Origin of the sequence: Ramlibacter algicola (genome assembly GCF_016641735.1) — a bacterium.
Taxonomy (GTDB): domain Bacteria; phylum Pseudomonadota; class Gammaproteobacteria; order Burkholderiales; family Burkholderiaceae_C; genus Ramlibacter; species Ramlibacter algicola.
Genome location: NZ_JAEDAO010000001.1, coordinates 769,642 through 784,609, shown reverse-complemented (window position 1 = coordinate 784,609; position 14,968 = coordinate 769,642). Strand labels below are relative to the sequence as shown.

Here is a 14,968-nt window from a genome sequence, read left to right as displayed (position 1 = left end):
GCAGTGCCTGCAGCGGGCTTTTTTTCGCCCTCACTGGACGCCGAGCTGCTTGCGGACCTTGCCGGCCATGCGGGCACCGCCCTCGATGGCGTCCAGCTGCGCCAGTTGCTGCCGCGCCTTGGCGGATTCGCCCAGTCGCGCATAGGCCAGCGCCAGCCAGCCGTGCACCTCGCCGAAGCCGGCGGTGAGTTGCTGGGCGTGCTCGAGGGCGTCGACGGCCTGCCGGTTGCGGCCGGCCGCCAGCTCGTCCAGGCCCAGCGCGATCCAGTGGTACGGGTCGGCGTCCTCCGCGCTGCGCAACTGCTGGGCCACGACCTGCGCTTCGGCGTCGCGGTGCTGCGCGACGAGCACCCGCCGCAGGGCGGCCAGCGCCACGTCGGGCCGGTCGCTGAGCACCACGGCATGGCGCAGCAGTGCCTCGGCTTCCGCCAGCAGGCCGCGCTGCTCGAGCAGCACGGCCAGGTTGCTCTGCGCGGCGCCGTACTCGGGGTCGGCGGCGATGGCTGCGCGGTAGTGCGCGTACGCGCGCGGCGCGTCGCCGGCGGCCAGCGCCTGCCCGCCCAGGTTGTTGTGGAAGCGCGCCACCATGCCGCGCTCGTCCAGCGCGTGGCCCAGCTCGCCGCCGGTCAGCTGCGGCTCGAAGTCGAGCATCGCCACCTGCGTGCGCATCATGTCCTGCATGGTGTCGTTGCGCAGGTGCACGGCGACGTTCACGTGCCGGTTGACGAAGTCGACGCCGGAGCGGCGCTCGTAGATGGCGGGCACGCGCACTTCCTGCATCTGCGCGTTCAGGCCCATGGCGCGGGCGGACGCATAAGTGAGCAGGGTGAGCGACAGGCAGTCGCCGCGCTTGGCGGCCCAGGTCTGGGCGGCGTCGGTGGACGTCGGCGCGCCGTAGGTGAACGCGCGGCGGTCCGGGCCGTACAGCAGGTCCAGCAGCGCGATCAGGCGCGCCTTGTGCGAGACGGTGCGCATGCGTTCGCGTGCGATCGAAGCCGCCAGGTCCGGCGGCAGCGCGAACAGCACGGCGGGGTCCACCGATGGCAGCTGCGTCATCGCATAAGCCTGGTCGCCGCGCGCGAGCGCGGGCTGCAAGTCGGGCAGTGCCGCGGGCAGCGGCCTGGTGGCGCAGCCCGCCAGCAACAGCAGCGCGAAGACGGCGGGAAGCGTGAGGCGTAGGAGGCGCATGGCACGACCGTTCTAGCCCCGCCGGCGGGGCGCGTCAATGGCGGCTTCTACAATCGGGCCTTCTTCAGCCTCTGGATCCACACCATGAACCGCTGGACCCGGGCCGCCGCCGCGGCCCTGCTCTGCCTCGCCGCCTCCCTGCCCGCTGCCGCGCAGGCCTTGCGCCAGATCCCCACCGATGTCCGGCCCGCCAGGATGGAGGTGAGTGCCACGCCGCCCGTCATCGCGCTGGACGGCAAGCCCGACCGGCTCTCGCCCGGTGCGCGCATCCGCGACACGAACAACCTGCAGGTGCTGTCGGGCACGCTCGCCGGCGCCACCGTCCCCGTCGTCTACCGCCGCGATGCCGGCGGCCAGGTGCACGAGGTCTGGATCCTCACGCCGGACGAATACGCACAGGTCGCCAATGGACCCGACGGCGAAGGGGGCCTGGACGGTTTCCTGCGCATGGTCGGCATGATCCTGGGCAAGCGGAAGTGAGCGCCATGAAAAAGGTCTTCATCAAGACGTTCGGCTGCCAGATGAACGAGTACGACTCGGACAAGATGGCCGACGTGCTGCACGCCGCGCAGGGCTACGAAGCCACCAACGACCCGGAGCAGGCCGACCTGATCCTGTTCAACACCTGCTCGGTGCGCGAGAAGGCGCAGGAGAAGGTGTTCAGCGACCTCGGGCGCGTGAAGCACCTGAAGGACAAGGGCGTGCTGATCGGTGTCGGCGGCTGCGTCGCCAGCCAGGAAGGCGCGGCCATCATCGAGCGCGCGCCCTACGTGGACGTGGTGTTCGGCCCGCAGACGCTGCACCGGCTGCCCGACATGCTGGCGGCGCGCAACACGCAGGGCCGGCCGCAGGTCGACATCCGTTTCCCCGAGATCGAGAAGTTCGACCACCTGCCGCCGGCGCGCGTCGAAGGCGCCACCGCGTTCGTCTCCATCATGGAAGGCTGCAGCAAGTACTGCAGCTACTGCGTCGTGCCGTATACGCGTGGCGAGGAAGTGTCGCGCCCTCTGGACGACGTGCTGGCCGAGGTGGCGGAACTCGCCGACCAGGGCGTGCGCGAAGTGACGCTGCTCGGCCAGAACGTGAATGCGTTCCGCGGCCGCATGGGCGACACGGCGGAGATCGCCGACTTCGCGCTGCTGATCGAGTACGTGGCCGGGATCCCGGGCATCGAGCGCATCCGCTACACGACCAGCCACCCCAACGAGTTCACGCAGCGCCTGGTGGACGTGTACGGCAAGGTGCCGCAGCTGGTGAGCCACCTGCACCTGCCGGTGCAGCACGGCAGCGACCGCATCCTGATGGCGATGAAGCGTGGCTACACCGCCATGGAATACAAGAGCATCGTGCGCAAGCTGCGCGCGGTGCGGCCGGAGATCTCGCTGTCCACCGACTTCATCGTCGGCTTCCCGGGCGAGACCGAGGACGACTTCGGCAAGCTGATGAAGCTGGTCGAGGACGTCGGCTACGACGCGAGCTTCTCGTTCATCTTCAGCCCGCGCCCCGGCACGCCGGCCGCCGCCCTGCACGACGACACGCCGCATGAAGTCAAGCTGCGCCGGCTGCAGCACCTGCAGGCGGTCCTGGAGGAGAACATGCGCCGCATCAGCGCCAGCCGCGTGGGCACCGTGCAGCGCATCCTGGTGGAAGGCCCTTCGCGCAAGGACCCGAACGAGCTGATGGGCCGCACCGCCTGCAACCGCATCGTGAACTTCGCCGGCGACAAGCGCCTGGTGGGCCACATGGTGGACGTGACCATCACGCAGGCGCTGCCGCACTCGCTGCGAGGCGAGGTGCCGGTGCGCCAGGCCGTCGCGGCCTGACACGCCGGCGCGCGCGCATCACTCGATGCGCGCGCCCGACGCCTTCACCAGCGCGCCGGCCTGCTCGAAGTCGTCCTTCAGCAGCTTGTTGAACTGGTCGACCGACTGGTTGCCGGCGACTTCCACGCCCAGGTTGGCCAGGCGCTGCTGCACCGCCGGGTCCTGCAGCACCTTGTTCATCGCGGCGTTCAGCTTGTCGGCTTCGGCCTTCGGCATGGTCGACGGTGCGAGCACGCCGATCCACGAGTCGAACTTGTAGCCGGCCACGCCGGACTCGGCGACGGTGGGCAGGTCGGGCATGAACTTGGACCGCTGCGTGCCGGTGTAGGCCAGGATCTTCATGCGCGGGTCGTTCTTGAAACCGGTGACGCCCACCAGCGACGACGTCACGCCCTGCACGCGGCCCGCGAGCACCTCGTTCACCGCGTCGCCGGTCGACTTCATCGGCACGTGCTGCATCTGCAGCCCCGCCTTGGCGAGGAAGTACGCCATGCCCAGGTGCGTGGCGCTGCCGTTGCCGGCCGACGCGTAATTGAGCTTGCCCGGCTGCGACTTGACCAGCTTGACGTAGTCGGCGAGCGTGTTGACGCCCAGGTTGCCCGGCGCGGCGATCACGTAGCCGGAGTTGCCGATGTTGGCGATGCCGGTGAAGTTCCTGATCGGGTCGTAGTCCAGCTTGCTGTACAGGTGGCCGGCGAGCGTGTGGCTCGCCGCCGCCAGCACCAGCGTGTTGTTGTCGGTCGACTTGGCCACCTGCGAGGTGCCCACGGTGCCGCCGGCGCCAGGCCGGTTCTCGACGATGACCGAGGCGCCGAGCGCCTGGCCGAGCTCGGCGTTGAAGGTGCGCGCGACCGTGTCCTGCACGGCGCCGGGGCCGTAGGGCACGACGATGCGGATGACGCGCTGCGCCGAAGCGGGCAGCACCACGGCGCCCACGCTGAGCGCGAGCAGGACGCGAAGGGCATTGCGGCGGAAGGACATGCGGGGACTCTCCTCAGGGTTGCGCGAGCCAGCGCTGTGCGAGCCGCACGAAATAGCTGGCGCCGACGGGGATGATCTCGTCGTTGAAGTCGAACGACGTGTTGTGGATGATGCAAGGACCGGGCCCGTGGTCCGGCAGGCGGTGGCCGCCGTCGCCGTTGCCGATGAACGCGTAGCAACCCGGCCGCGCGCGCAGCATGTGGGCGAAGTCCTCGGCGCCCATGACCGCGGGGAAGTCGTCCTGCACCCGGTCGGCGCCCACCACCTCGCGCATCACGTCGGCGGCGAACCGCGCTTCCTTCTCATGGTTCACCACCGGCGGCGACGCACGGCGGAAGGTCACCTCGGCGCGGCAGCCGTGCGCCGCCGCGATGCCATCGGCCAGCCGGCGCAGGCCCGTTTCGATCGCATCGGTCGCTTCGACCGAGAAGGTGCGCACCGTGCCGCCGACCCAGGCCAGGTCGGGGATCACGTTGGGCGCATCGGAGCCCTGCAGCTGCGTGACGGCGAGCAAGGCGCGTTCGGTCGATGGCACCACGCGCGGCAGTAGGGACTGCAGTTGCTGCGCCAGGTCGATCACCGCGCCGACCGGGTCGATGCCGGTGTGCGGCAGCGAGGCGTGCGTGCCGCGGCCGTGCAGCGTGGCGCGCCAGGTGTTGCTCGACGCCATGAGCGCGCCGTGGTTCAGCGCGAAGTCGCCGACCTGGCCGGTGACGAAGTTGTGCAGCGCGAAGACGGCCTCGCAGGGGAAGCGCTCGAACAGGCCGTCCTCGATCATCTTCAGCGCGCCCGCCTTGCCCATCTCCTCCGCCGGCTGGAAGATGAAGTTCACCGTGCCGTTGAAGTCCTTGCTGCGCGACAGGTGCCACGCCGCGGCCAGCAGCATGGTCGTGTGGCCGTCGTGCCCGCAGGCATGCATGCGGCCGTCATGCGTGGAGCGATGCGGGAACTGGTTCTCTTCCTGCAGCGGCAGGGCGTCGAGGTCGGCGCGCAGCCCGATCGTGCGCTTGCCCTCGCCGCAGCGCAGGACGCCCACGACGCCGGTGCCGGCGATGCCGGTGTGCACTTCGAGGCCCCACTCCCGCAGGAGGTCGGCGACGAGCCTGGAGGTGCGGTGCTCCTCGAAGCCGAGTTCAGGATGGCGGTGGATGTCGCGGCGCAGCTGGACGAAGCGCGAAATGTCCGCGAAGGAGTCGACGAGATTCATGGCGGCCGAGGATACGGCAACCGATGTCCATCAATCGTCGCGATGGACAAACCTCAACGATCCGCTCCCTCTCCCCCTCGGGGGAGAGGGCTGGGGTGAGGGGGTTCGTGATGCCGGCGCGACCGCCTGATCCCGAAGGGATCAGAAAGGGAGTTTCGGCGGCATCCCGCCCTTGCCGCCGCCCATCCGCTTCATCAGCTTCATCAGGCCGCCGCCCTTCATCTTCTTCATCATTCCCTGCATCTGCTCGAACTCGTTGAGCAGGCGGTTGACTTCCTGCACCTGCACGCCGGCGCCGGCGGCGATGCGGCGCTTGCGGGTGGCCTTGATGATCTCGGGCTTGCGGCGCTCCTGCAGCGTCATGCTGCAGATGATCCCTTCTTTGCGGCGGATGTCCTTCTCGGCCTTGTCCATGTCGACAGCGCCCGCCTTGGCCTGCACCTGGCTGGGCATCTTGTCCATCAGCGCCGACAGGCCGCCCATCTGCTTCATCTGGCGGATCTGGTCGAGGAAGTCGTTGAGGTCGAAGCCCTCGCCGCTCTTGACCTTGGCCGCGAGCTTCTGCGCGGCCGCGACGTCGACGTTGGCGGTGACCTGCTCGACCAGGGCGACGATGTCGCCCATGCCGAGGATGCGCCCCGCGTGCCGCTCGGCGTCGAACACCTCCAGGCCGTCGATCTTTTCGGACACGCCCGCGAACTTGATCGGCGCCCCGGTGATTTGCCGCACCGACAACGCGGCGCCGCCGCGCGAGTCCCCGTCCAGCTTGGTCAGCACGATGCCGGTCAGCGGCAGCGCGTCCTTGAAGGCCTTGGCGGTGTTGACTGCGTCCTGGCCCTGCATCGCGTCGACGACGAACAGCGTCTCCACCGGCTTGAGCGCTGCGTGCAGTTCGCGGATCTCCTTCATCATCGCCTCGTCGATCGCGAGGCGGCCGGCGGTGTCGACCAGCAGGACGTCGAAGTACTGCTTGCGCGCGTAGTCGACGGCCGCGTTGGCGATGTCCAGCGGCTTCTGGTCGGGCGAGCTCGGGAACCACTCGGCGCCGGCCTGCTTCGTCACCGTCTTCAGCTGCTCGATGGCGGCGGGACGGTAGACGTCGCCGGACACCGTCAGCACCTTCTTCTTGCGCTTCTCGATCAGGTGCTTGGCCAGCTTGGCCGTGGTGGTCGTCTTGCCCGCGCCCTGCAGGCCGGCCATGAGGATGATCGCGGGCGGCTGGGTCGCCAGGTTGATGTCCGAGATGCCCTCGCCCATCGTCGTGACGAGCTCGCGGTGGACGATGCCCACCAGCGCCTGGCCCGGGTTGAGCGAACCGATCACTTCCTGGCCGAGCGCCTTGTCCTTCACGCGGGCGACGAAGTCGCGCACGACCGGCAGCGCGACGTCGGCCTCGAGCAGCGCCATGCGCACCTCGCGCAGCATGTCCTGCACGTTGGCGTCGGTGATGCGCGCCTGGCCGCGCATTTCCTTGACCAGGCGGGAGAGTTTGTCGGAGAGGGCGGAGGCCATGGGAGGGGGTCGCAAGGACGGGCGTCGGCATGCCCGTCACGGAAGAGCGGATGCAGTGCAGGCACTACACTGCGGATCCATGATTCTAGCCAGTGGGTCCACCGTCGGCGCGGTCCTGTCGCTGGCCGCGGCCGGCGCGTACGGGCTGCTCGCGGCCGGCGCCCATCGGCTGGGCCAGCGCGATGCGCGCTGGGTGCTGCTGCTGGCCTGGTTGCTGCACGCGCTGGCGCTGGGCTGGGCCCTGCTGGGCGACGCGCCGCGCTTCGGGTTCGCGCCCGCCCTGTCGATCACCGCGTGGCTCGTGCTCACCGTGTATGCGATCGAGCGGGAGATGTTCCCGCAGTTGCCGGCGCGCTGGGCGCTGTCCGGCCTCGGCGCGCTGACGGTCCTGCTCGCGTGGACGTACCCGGGCACGCCGCTGCACGTCTCCGCTTCACCGCTGCTGCCTTTGCACCTGGCGCTCGGTGTCGCGTCGTACGGGCTGTTCGCCGCCGCGGCGGTCCACGCCTGGCTCATGCGCCGCGCGGAGCACGCGATCCGGCTCGGTGCCGACCCGCGCACCGGCATTCCGCTGCTGACGCTCGAGCGCCTGACCTTCCGTTTCGCGTCCGCCGGCTTCGTCGTCCTGTCGGCCACGCTGCTGGCCGGCATCGTCTTCCGCGAATCGCTGGGCGCCTGGCGCTGGGACCACAAGACGGTGTTCTCGGTGCTCGCCTGGGCCGCGTTCGCGGTCCTGCTGCTCGGCCGCGCGCGCTTCGGCTGGCGCGGCCGCCGCGCGGTGCAGGTCCTCTACACCGGCTCGTTGTTCCTGTTGCTCGCCTACGTCGGATCGCGCTTCGTGCTCGAAGTGCTGCTGCACCGCCCCGCCTGACATGAAGTTCCTGTTGCTCGTCCTGGTCCTCGTGGTCGCCTACGCCGTCTGGCGAAGTTCGCGCGAGCGCGAGCGCGCGGAGCACGCGCCCGCGCCACCCAAGGCGCCGCGCCAGCCCGCGCTGCCGCAGGACATGGTCAGCTGCCCGGTGTGCGGCCTGCACCTGCCGCGCGACGAGGCGCTGGCCGGCGCCAGCGGCCGCCTGTACTGCGGCCCCGACCACCGCCGGATCGGCGGCAATTGACGGTGGCCCGCGCGCTGCAAGCCCCCGGCGCGCCGCTCACGGCGGGCGAGGAGTCCGCGTTCACCCGCCTGTGGTTCGGCTTCGCGACCGCCCGCGTCGTCATCGGCCTCGTGCTGGTCGGCCTGCTGGTGGGGCTGCGGGCCATGAACGGCCCGTGGACGATCTCCACCTGGGTGCTGGGCATGTGCGTCACGTACGCGCTGGCCGCCATCGCCGCGCGGCTGCTGCTGCGCCCGGTTGAGCCGGGACGCACGTTCGACCCGCAATGGGTGTCCAGCATCGGCATCGACATCGTCGTGTTCTCCGCGCTGCAGCTGCTGCAGGCCGGCAACATGTATTTCGCGCCGCTGTTCGCGGTCCCCGTGCTGATGGCGGCGGTGCTCGGCTCCACGCTGCTTGCGCTGGGAACGGCCGCGGCGGCGGCACTGCTGCTGCTGGCGGACGCCTGGGTGCTCTCGCTGCAGACGCCGTCCGAACTCGCGCAGCGGTTCCTGCAGGCCGGCCTGACGGGGATCGGGTTCTTCGTGCTCGCCTTCCTCGCCCACCAGCTCGCGCTGCGGCTGTCGCGGGAGGAAGAGGCCGCGCGCGCCGGGCGCAAGGCCGCGCACATGCAGGCGCAGGTCAACCAGCTGGTCATGGACACGCTGGGCGACGGCGTGCTGGTGGTCGACGCCAGCGCGCAAGTGCACGCGGCCAACCCGGCGGCGCAGGAGTTGCTTGGGCCGGGGCTGTTCGCGCCCGGCGGCGGCCTGGCATGGCTGCTGGCCGAACCGGGCTGGAAGCCGCTGGTGGACCTGGCGCGCCGCACGTTCGAGACCCGCGCGACGCAGGGCGCCGACGTCGCGATCGACCTGGGTGGCGGCGTCGTGCGGCAGGTGCAGGCCCGCACGCGGCTGTCCGGCATCGACGGCGACGCGCTGTGCGTGATGTTCCTGCAGGACCTGCGCCAGCTCGAGGCGCGGCTGCGCACCGAGCGGCTGGCCGCGATGGGCCGCATGTCCACGGCGGTCGCGCACGAGATCCGCAATCCGCTGGCTGCGATCACGCAGGCCAACGAGCTGCTGGAAGAGGACCTCCGCGAGCCCGGCCACCGCCAGCTCAGTGCCCTCGTGCGGCAGAACGCGCAGCGGCTCGGCCGCATCGTCGAGGAGATCCTGGACGTCGCGCGCGTGCCGCACCAGGCGAACGGCGCCGCCTCGCCCGCGCTCGACCTGGACGCCGAGGTGTGGTCCACCGCGGACGACTGGATCCGGCAGCACCGCTGCGACGACCGGGTGCAGCTCGTGTTCGAGGCCCGCGGCGCGGCCGCCGTCTTCGAGGCCGACCACCTGCGGCGCGTGCTCGTGAACCTGCTGGACAACGCGCTGCGCTACGCGTCGGAGCAGCCCGGCGCTATCCAGGTCGTCACCGAAGGCGGCGAGTGCCCGACGCTGACGGTGTGGAGCGACGGCGACGCGCTGGACCCCACGGTGGAACGGCACCTGTTCGAACCGTTCTTCTCCTCCCAGAGCCGCTCCAGCGGCCTGGGCCTGTACATCTGCCGCGAACTGTGCGAGCGGCACGGTGCCAGCATCGGCTACCGGCGCGGGCCGGCGCCTTCCAGCGGCGGCGGCAACGGCAATGCGTTCTTCGTGGCGTTTCGCACGCCACCGCGCCTTGCCCCCGCGGCCCCCTTTGCCACAATCGGCGCGTGAGCCAGCCCTCCGCCCCTTCCGCGCCGCAGGTGCTCGTCGTCGACGACGAGCCCGACCTGCGCACCCTGTACGAACTGACCTTGTTGCGCGAGGGCTACCGCGTCGACGCCGCCGCGACGCTGGAGGACGGCTGGCAGCAACTGCAGGACCGGCCGTTCGACGTCGTGATCACCGACATGCGCCTGCCGGACGGCATGGGCCTGGAACTGCTGCAGCGCATGCAGGCGCAGCAGCGGCCCGAGCGCTGCATCGTGATGACCGCGTACGGCTCGGCGGAGAACGCGGTCGAGGCGCTGAAGGCCGGCGCCTTCGACTACCTCACCAAGCCGGTCGACCTGCGCCAGTTCCGCAACGTGGTCGCTTCGGCGATCCTGGAGCGCAACAACGGCACGCCCCGCGCGCCGCGCCCCAATGGCGCCGCCATGAAGGAGCGGCCCTCGGGTGCCGCGCAATCGGCGCTCGACCGGATGGTGGGCCAGTCCGCGCCTATGCTGCAGGTCAAGGACCGCATTTCGAAGGTCGCGCGCAGCATGGCGCCGGTGCTGGTGCGCGGCGAATCGGGCACCGGCAAGGAACTGGCGGCGCGCGCGCTGCATGCGTGCAGCCACCGCGGCGAGGGCCCCTTCGTGACGGTGAACTGCGGCGCCATCCCCGAATCGCTGCTGGAAGCCGAGTTCTTCGGCGCCCGCAAGGGGTCGTACACCGGCGCCACCGCCGATCGCGAAGGGTATTTCCAGGCCGCCCAGGGCGGCACGCTGTTCCTCGACGAGATCGGCGACCTGCCGCTGCCGATGCAATCGAAGCTGCTGCGCGCCATCCAGGAGCGGCAGGTGCGCGCCATCGGCTCGACGCAGGAAGACGCGGTCGACGTGCGCATCGTCAGCGCCACGCACCGCGACCTGGCCGCCGACGTCGCGTCGGGCCGCTTCCGCCAGGACCTCTATTACCGGCTCAACGTGATCGAGCTCGTGATGCCGCCGCTACGCGAGCGCCGCGAGGACCTGCCGGCGCTGTGCGAAGCGCTGCTGGGACGCATCGCGCAGGACTCGGGCATGCCGGTGCCGGTGCTGTCTCCGGCCGTGCTGGACGAACTGGCGCAGCAGCCGCTGCCGGGCAACGTGCGCGAACTGGAGAACCTGCTGCACCGCGCCGCCGCGCTGTCCGACGGCCAGGTGCTGCAGATCGACGCCGCGCTGTCGGCCAGCCCGGAATCGCCGGTTCCTCCTTCCGCGGCACCCGCCGCGACGGCAGCCCCCATCGCGCCGGCGCCAGCGCCGGCGGCGGGCGACATGCCGTCCGACCTGCAGGCCTACCTGGACCAGCAGGAGCGCGAGATCCTCGTGCGCGCGCTGCAGGAGACCGGCTTCAACCGTACCGCCGCCGCGCAGCGCCTGGGCCTGAGCCTGCGGCAGATCCGCTACCGCATCGCGCGCCTGGGCATCGCCGCGCCCGGCGGCGAGGAAGCCAATGACAACGGCGCCGCCTGACGACGCGCTCTGGTCCGGCGGCTGGTACCGCTTCGCGCGCCGGCTCGACTCGCCGAACTTCGGTCCCCGTCCGGCGGACGCCGTCGTCGACCTCGTGCTGCTGCATTCGATCAGCCTGCCGCCCGGGCAGTACGGCGGCGACGAGGTGCAGCGCCTGTTCACCAACACGCTGGACTGGGGCGCGCACCCCTACTTCCGCACCATCGAGGGCATGCAGGTGTCGTCGCATTTCTACGTGCGCCGCGGCGGCGAGCTGTGGCAGTTCGTCAGCTGCGACGACCGCGCCTGGCACGCAGGCGCATCGCATTGGCGCGGGCGCGACAACTGCAACGACTTTTCCGTCGGCATCGAGCTCGAGGGCCTCGAGGGCGGCGCGTTCGAGGACGCGCAATACGAAGCCGTGACGGATTTGTGCGCGGCGCTGGCGCAGCGCTACGCGATCCGCCACGTCGCGGGCCACGAACACGTGGCGCCGGGGCGCAAGCAGGACCCCGGCGCGGGCTTCGACTGGCCGCGCCTGCGTGCAAGCCTCGCCTGGGACACCTCGGTTTTTCCCTAATCGCACGGCCGTTGTTGCCCGAGCGCGACCACTACATCTAGTGGCTTGTGGCCGGCTCCGACGCTAGCTATAGTGGGCTGCACACGAACGAGGAGTAATGCATGGCTGCACGTGCGAAGGTCCATCCGACGAACGACACGATCGAAGGCGCACCGCGCCCGCACGCCACGCAGCTCAACCACGCGCAGCACTGAGCACGCGTGACCGAATGCGTGTCGCATGCGCCACGCGCGGCCATCCACCCACCGGATGTCCACACCTTGTGCACCGTCAGCCCACCGGTTGACCACTACATCTAGTGCTTGCACCGATCGCGGACGCTACCTATAGTGGTTCGACGACGGGAAGCCAGTACACTTCCGCCCTCCCGAGAGACAACACCCCGCAAGAAGGACCTCCATGCAAACTGCCCAGAGCATCACCAGCACGACCGCCGCCACGATGGCCGCCCCGTCCGCCGCGACGGGCTCCGTGCAGGGCACGCAGCTGCCGCTGACCCAGTACCAGATCATTCGCCGCAACGGCTCGGTGGTGCCGTTCGCGCCGGACAAGATCGCGATCGCGATGATGAAGGCGTTCCTGGCCGTGCACGGCACGCAGGGCGCCGCGTCGGCCAGCGTGCGCGAGACCGTCGAGGCCCTCACGCAGTCCGTCGTGCGCGCGCTGGTGCGTTCGCGCCCGGGCGGCGGCACGTTCCACATCGAGGACGTGCAGGACGCCGTCGAACTCGGCCTGATGCGCAGCGGCCAGCACGACGTCGCCCGCGCCTACGTGCTGTACCGCGAGCGCCGCTCGCAGGAGCGCGCCAAGCAGGGCACGCCCGCCGTGGTCGAAGCCCCCGTGCTGCACGTCACCGACGGCGGCCAGCGCATCCCGATGGACATGGGCCAGTTGCAGGGGCTGATCGAGAACGCCTGCGCCGGCCTGTCGGCCGACGTCAAGCCGGACCCGATCGTCGCCGAGACGATGCGCAACCTGTACGACGGCGTGCCGATCGACGAGGTCTACAAGGCCTCCATCCTGGCCGCGCGCACGCTGATCGAGAAGGACCCCGACTACACCTACGCCACCGCGCGCCTGCTGCTGCACACGATCTTCAAGGAAGTGCTCGGCCAGGACGTCTCGCCCGCCGCCGCGGCCCAGGCCTACGCCGACTACTTCCCCGGCTTCATCAAGAAGGGCGTCGACGCCGAGCTGCTCAACCCCGACCTGCTGCAGTTCGACCTGCGCCGCCTGGGCGCCGCGCTCAAGCCCGAGCGCGACCTGAAGTTCGACTACCTCGGCCTGCAGACGCTGTACGACCGCTACTTCCTGCACGTGCGCAAGACCCGCATCGAGCTGCCGCAGGCGTTCTTCATGCGCGTGGCCATGGGCCTGTCGCTCAACGAGATCGACCGCGAGGCGCGCGCCATCGAGTTCTACGAGGTGCTGTCCTCGTTCGACTTCATGTCGTCCACGCCGACGCTGTTCAACAGCGGCACGCTGCGCAGCCAGCTGTCCTCGTGCTACCTGACGACCGTGCCGGACGACCTGGACGGCATCTACGAGTCGATCAAGGAAAACGCGCTGCTGTCCAAATTCGCCGGCGGCCTGGGCAACGACTGGACCCGCGTGCGCGCGCTGGGCTCGCACATCAAGGGCACCAATGGGGAATCGCAGGGCGTCGTGCCGTTCCTGAAGGTCGTCAACGACACCGCCGTGGCGGTCAACCAGGGCGGCAAGCGCAAGGGCGCGGTCTGCACGTACCTGGAGTCCTGGCACCTGGACATCGAGGAATTCCTCGAGCTGCGCAAGAACACCGGCGACGACCGCCGCCGCACGCACGACATGAACACGGCCAACTGGATCCCGGACCTGTTCATGCGCCGCGTGATGGAAAAGGGCGAGTGGACCCTGTTCTCCCCCTCCAACGTGCCCGACCTGCACGACAAGTTCGGTGCCGAGTTCGAGAAGGCCTACGTCGCCTACGAGGAGAAGGCCAGGCGCGGCGAGATCAAGCCGAGCAAGACCGTGGCGGCCACCGACATGTGGCGCAAGATGCTCTCGATGCTGTTCGAGACCGGCCATCCCTGGATCACGTTCAAGGACGCCTGCAACGTGCGCTCGCCGCAGCAGCACGTCGGCGTGGTGCACTCGTCCAACCTGTGCACCGAGATCACGCTGAACACCAGCGACACCGAGACCGCGGTCTGCAACCTCGGCTCGGTCAACATGGTGCAGCACCTGAAGGACGGCGCCATCGACCACGACAAGCTCAAGCGCACGGTGCAGGTCGCCATGCGCATGCTGGACAACGTGATCGACATCAACTACTACGCGGTCAAGAAGGCGCGTGATTCCAACCTGCGCCACCGCCCGGTCGGCCTGGGGATCATGGGCTTCCAGGACGCGCTGTACGAACTGCGCATCCCGTACGCGTCGCAGGACGCCGTGGACTTCGCCGACAAGTCGATGGAAGCGGTCTGCTACCACGCCTACTGGGCATCGACCGAGCTGGCCCGGGAACGCGGCCGCTATTCCAGCTACAGGGGCTCGCTGTGGGACAAGGGCATCCTGCCGCCCGACACGCTGGACCTGCTGGCAGGCGCCCGCGGCGGCTACGTCGAGGTGGACCGCTCGGCCACGCTGGACTGGGACGCGCTGCGCAAGAAGATCGCGGCCGACGGCATGCGCAACAGCAACTGCATCGCCATCGCGCCGACGGCCACCATCTCCAACATCATCGGCGTCGACGCGTCCATCGAGCCGTGCTTCGGCAACCTGTCGGTCAAGTCCAACCTGTCCGGCGAGTTCACCGTCATCAACCACTACCTGGTGCGCGACCTCAAGCGCCTGGGCCTGTGGGACGACGTGATGGTCATGGACCTGAAGCACTTCGACGGTTCGCTGCGCCCGATCGACCGCGTGCCGCAGGACGTCAAGGCGCTGTACGCGACGGCGTTCGAGGTCGAGCCGGTGTGGCTGGTGGAAGCCGCCGCGCGCCGCCAGAAGTGGATCGACCAGGCGCAGTCGCTGAACATCTACATGGCCGGCGCATCGGGCAAGAAGCTGGACGACACCTACAAGCTCGCGTGGCTGCGCGGCCTGAAGACCACGTACTACCTGCGCACGATCAGCGCCACGCACGCCGAGAAGTCGACGGTGCAGTCGGGCCGCCTCAACGCGGTGTCCAACGGCGCCGGTGGTGGCCTCTCCGCGGCACCGGCCGGTGGTGCCTCCGCGCTCGAAGCGGCGGCGGCCGCCGCGCAGGCGCAGATGGACGCGACGCCGGCCACCGACATCAAGTTCTGCGCGATCGACGATCCCGGCTGCGAGGCCTGCCAGTGATCACGACGCAGGATTGAACGAAGTACGTGTCGGCGTTCTCCGACAGGACGCCGATGCGAATGAACAACACAATCG

12 protein-coding genes are annotated in these 14,968 nt (G+C 69.9%); 8 read left to right on the top strand and 4 right to left on the bottom strand.

What is annotated here, in order from left to right:
* Positions 1 to 30 precede the first annotated feature (30 nt).
* Complete coding sequence (locus I8E28_RS03840) at positions 31 to 1,188, bottom strand: tetratricopeptide repeat protein (protein WP_200786514.1); 1,158 nt, start codon at positions 1,186 to 1,188, stop codon at positions 31 to 33.
* Between the two features lie 84 nt (positions 1,189 to 1,272).
* On the opposite strand from I8E28_RS03840, the gene I8E28_RS03835 reads away from it, so the two are divergent.
* Entirely contained in the window at positions 1,273 to 1,668 is a 396-nt protein-coding gene (locus I8E28_RS03835; protein WP_200786513.1) for a hypothetical protein, read from the top strand.
* Between the two features lie 5 nt (positions 1,669 to 1,673).
* Entirely contained in the window at positions 1,674 to 3,011 is a 1,338-nt protein-coding gene (miaB, locus tag I8E28_RS03830) for a tRNA (N6-isopentenyl adenosine(37)-C2)-methylthiotransferase MiaB (protein WP_200786512.1), read from the top strand.
* Between the two features lie 18 nt (positions 3,012 to 3,029).
* Here miaB and I8E28_RS03825 read toward each other — a convergent pair whose 3' ends face one another.
* The 3 genes from I8E28_RS03825 to ffh all read right to left on the bottom strand — a co-directional run bounded on the left by I8E28_RS03825 (position 3,030) and on the right by ffh (position 6,711).
* Positions 3,030 to 3,992: a Bug family tripartite tricarboxylate transporter substrate binding protein gene (locus I8E28_RS03825; protein ID WP_200786511.1), complete on the bottom strand. Its 963-nt coding sequence runs from the start codon at positions 3,990 to 3,992 to the stop codon at positions 3,030 to 3,032.
* 13 nt (positions 3,993 to 4,005) lie between these two features.
* Positions 4,006 to 5,199 (bottom strand): M20 aminoacylase family protein, encoded by a 1,194-nt coding sequence (locus I8E28_RS03820; protein ID WP_200786510.1) that lies wholly within the window; start codon positions 5,197 to 5,199, stop codon positions 4,006 to 4,008.
* Between the two features lie 141 nt (positions 5,200 to 5,340).
* Entirely contained in the window at positions 5,341 to 6,711 is a 1,371-nt protein-coding gene (gene ffh / locus I8E28_RS03815) for a signal recognition particle protein (protein ID WP_200786509.1), read from the bottom strand.
* 79 nt (positions 6,712 to 6,790) lie between these two features.
* On the opposite strand from ffh, the gene I8E28_RS03810 reads away from it, so the two are divergent.
* From I8E28_RS03810 to I8E28_RS03785, 6 genes are all read left to right on the top strand, one after another.
* Positions 6,791 to 7,582: a cytochrome C assembly family protein gene (locus I8E28_RS03810; RefSeq protein ID WP_200786508.1), complete on the top strand. Its 792-nt coding sequence runs from the start codon at positions 6,791 to 6,793 to the stop codon at positions 7,580 to 7,582.
* A 1-nt stretch (position 7,583) separates the two neighbouring features.
* Positions 7,584 to 7,826, top strand: a complete 243-nt coding sequence (locus I8E28_RS03805; RefSeq protein WP_200786507.1) for a PP0621 family protein — start codon at positions 7,584 to 7,586, stop codon at positions 7,824 to 7,826.
* A 2-nt stretch (positions 7,827 to 7,828) separates the two neighbouring features.
* Positions 7,829 to 9,520: a sensor histidine kinase gene (locus I8E28_RS03800; protein ID WP_338050816.1), complete on the top strand. Its 1,692-nt coding sequence runs from the start codon at positions 7,829 to 7,831 to the stop codon at positions 9,518 to 9,520.
* Positions 9,517 to 11,007: a sigma 54-interacting transcriptional regulator gene (locus tag I8E28_RS03795; RefSeq protein WP_200786505.1), complete on the top strand. Its 1,491-nt coding sequence runs from the start codon at positions 9,517 to 9,519 to the stop codon at positions 11,005 to 11,007. The genes I8E28_RS03800 and I8E28_RS03795 overlap by 4 nt, the downstream gene beginning before the upstream one ends.
* Positions 10,988 to 11,566, top strand: coding sequence for a 1,6-anhydro-N-acetylmuramyl-L-alanine amidase AmpD (gene ampD / locus I8E28_RS03790; protein WP_200786504.1), 579 nt, complete (start codon positions 10,988 to 10,990; stop codon positions 11,564 to 11,566). The genes I8E28_RS03795 and ampD overlap by 20 nt, the downstream gene beginning before the upstream one ends.
* Before the next feature lie 399 nt (positions 11,567 to 11,965).
* A complete protein-coding gene (locus I8E28_RS03785; protein WP_200786503.1) occupies positions 11,966 to 14,893 on the top strand; it encodes a ribonucleoside-diphosphate reductase subunit alpha in 2,928 nt (975 codons plus the stop codon).
* Positions 14,894 to 14,968 lie beyond the last annotated feature (75 nt).

Excerpts from the sequence above, each read along its gene's own strand:
- I8E28_RS03825 (WP_200786511.1), bottom strand. The coding sequence starts at position 3,992 with ATGTCCTTCCGCCGCAATGCCCTTCGCGTCCTGCTCGCGCTCAGCGTG.
- I8E28_RS03785 (WP_200786503.1), top strand. The coding sequence starts at position 11,966 with ATGCAAACTGCCCAGAGCATCACCAGCACGACCGCCGCCACGATGGCC.
- I8E28_RS03810 (WP_200786508.1), top strand. The coding sequence starts at position 6,791 with ATGATTCTAGCCAGTGGGTCCACCGTCGGCGCGGTCCTGTCGCTGGCC.
- I8E28_RS03840 (WP_200786514.1), bottom strand. The coding sequence starts at position 1,188 with ATGCGCCTCCTACGCCTCACGCTTCCCGCCGTCTTCGCGCTGCTGTTG.
- I8E28_RS03820 (WP_200786510.1), bottom strand. The coding sequence starts at position 5,199 with ATGAATCTCGTCGACTCCTTCGCGGACATTTCGCGCTTCGTCCAGCTG.
- miaB (WP_200786512.1), top strand. The coding sequence starts at position 1,674 with ATGAAAAAGGTCTTCATCAAGACGTTCGGCTGCCAGATGAACGAGTAC.
- ampD (WP_200786504.1), top strand. The coding sequence starts at position 10,988 with ATGACAACGGCGCCGCCTGACGACGCGCTCTGGTCCGGCGGCTGGTAC.
- I8E28_RS03835 (WP_200786513.1), top strand. The coding sequence starts at position 1,273 with ATGAACCGCTGGACCCGGGCCGCCGCCGCGGCCCTGCTCTGCCTCGCC.
- ffh (WP_200786509.1), bottom strand. The coding sequence starts at position 6,711 with ATGGCCTCCGCCCTCTCCGACAAACTCTCCCGCCTGGTCAAGGAAATG.
- I8E28_RS03805 (WP_200786507.1), top strand. The coding sequence starts at position 7,584 with ATGAAGTTCCTGTTGCTCGTCCTGGTCCTCGTGGTCGCCTACGCCGTC.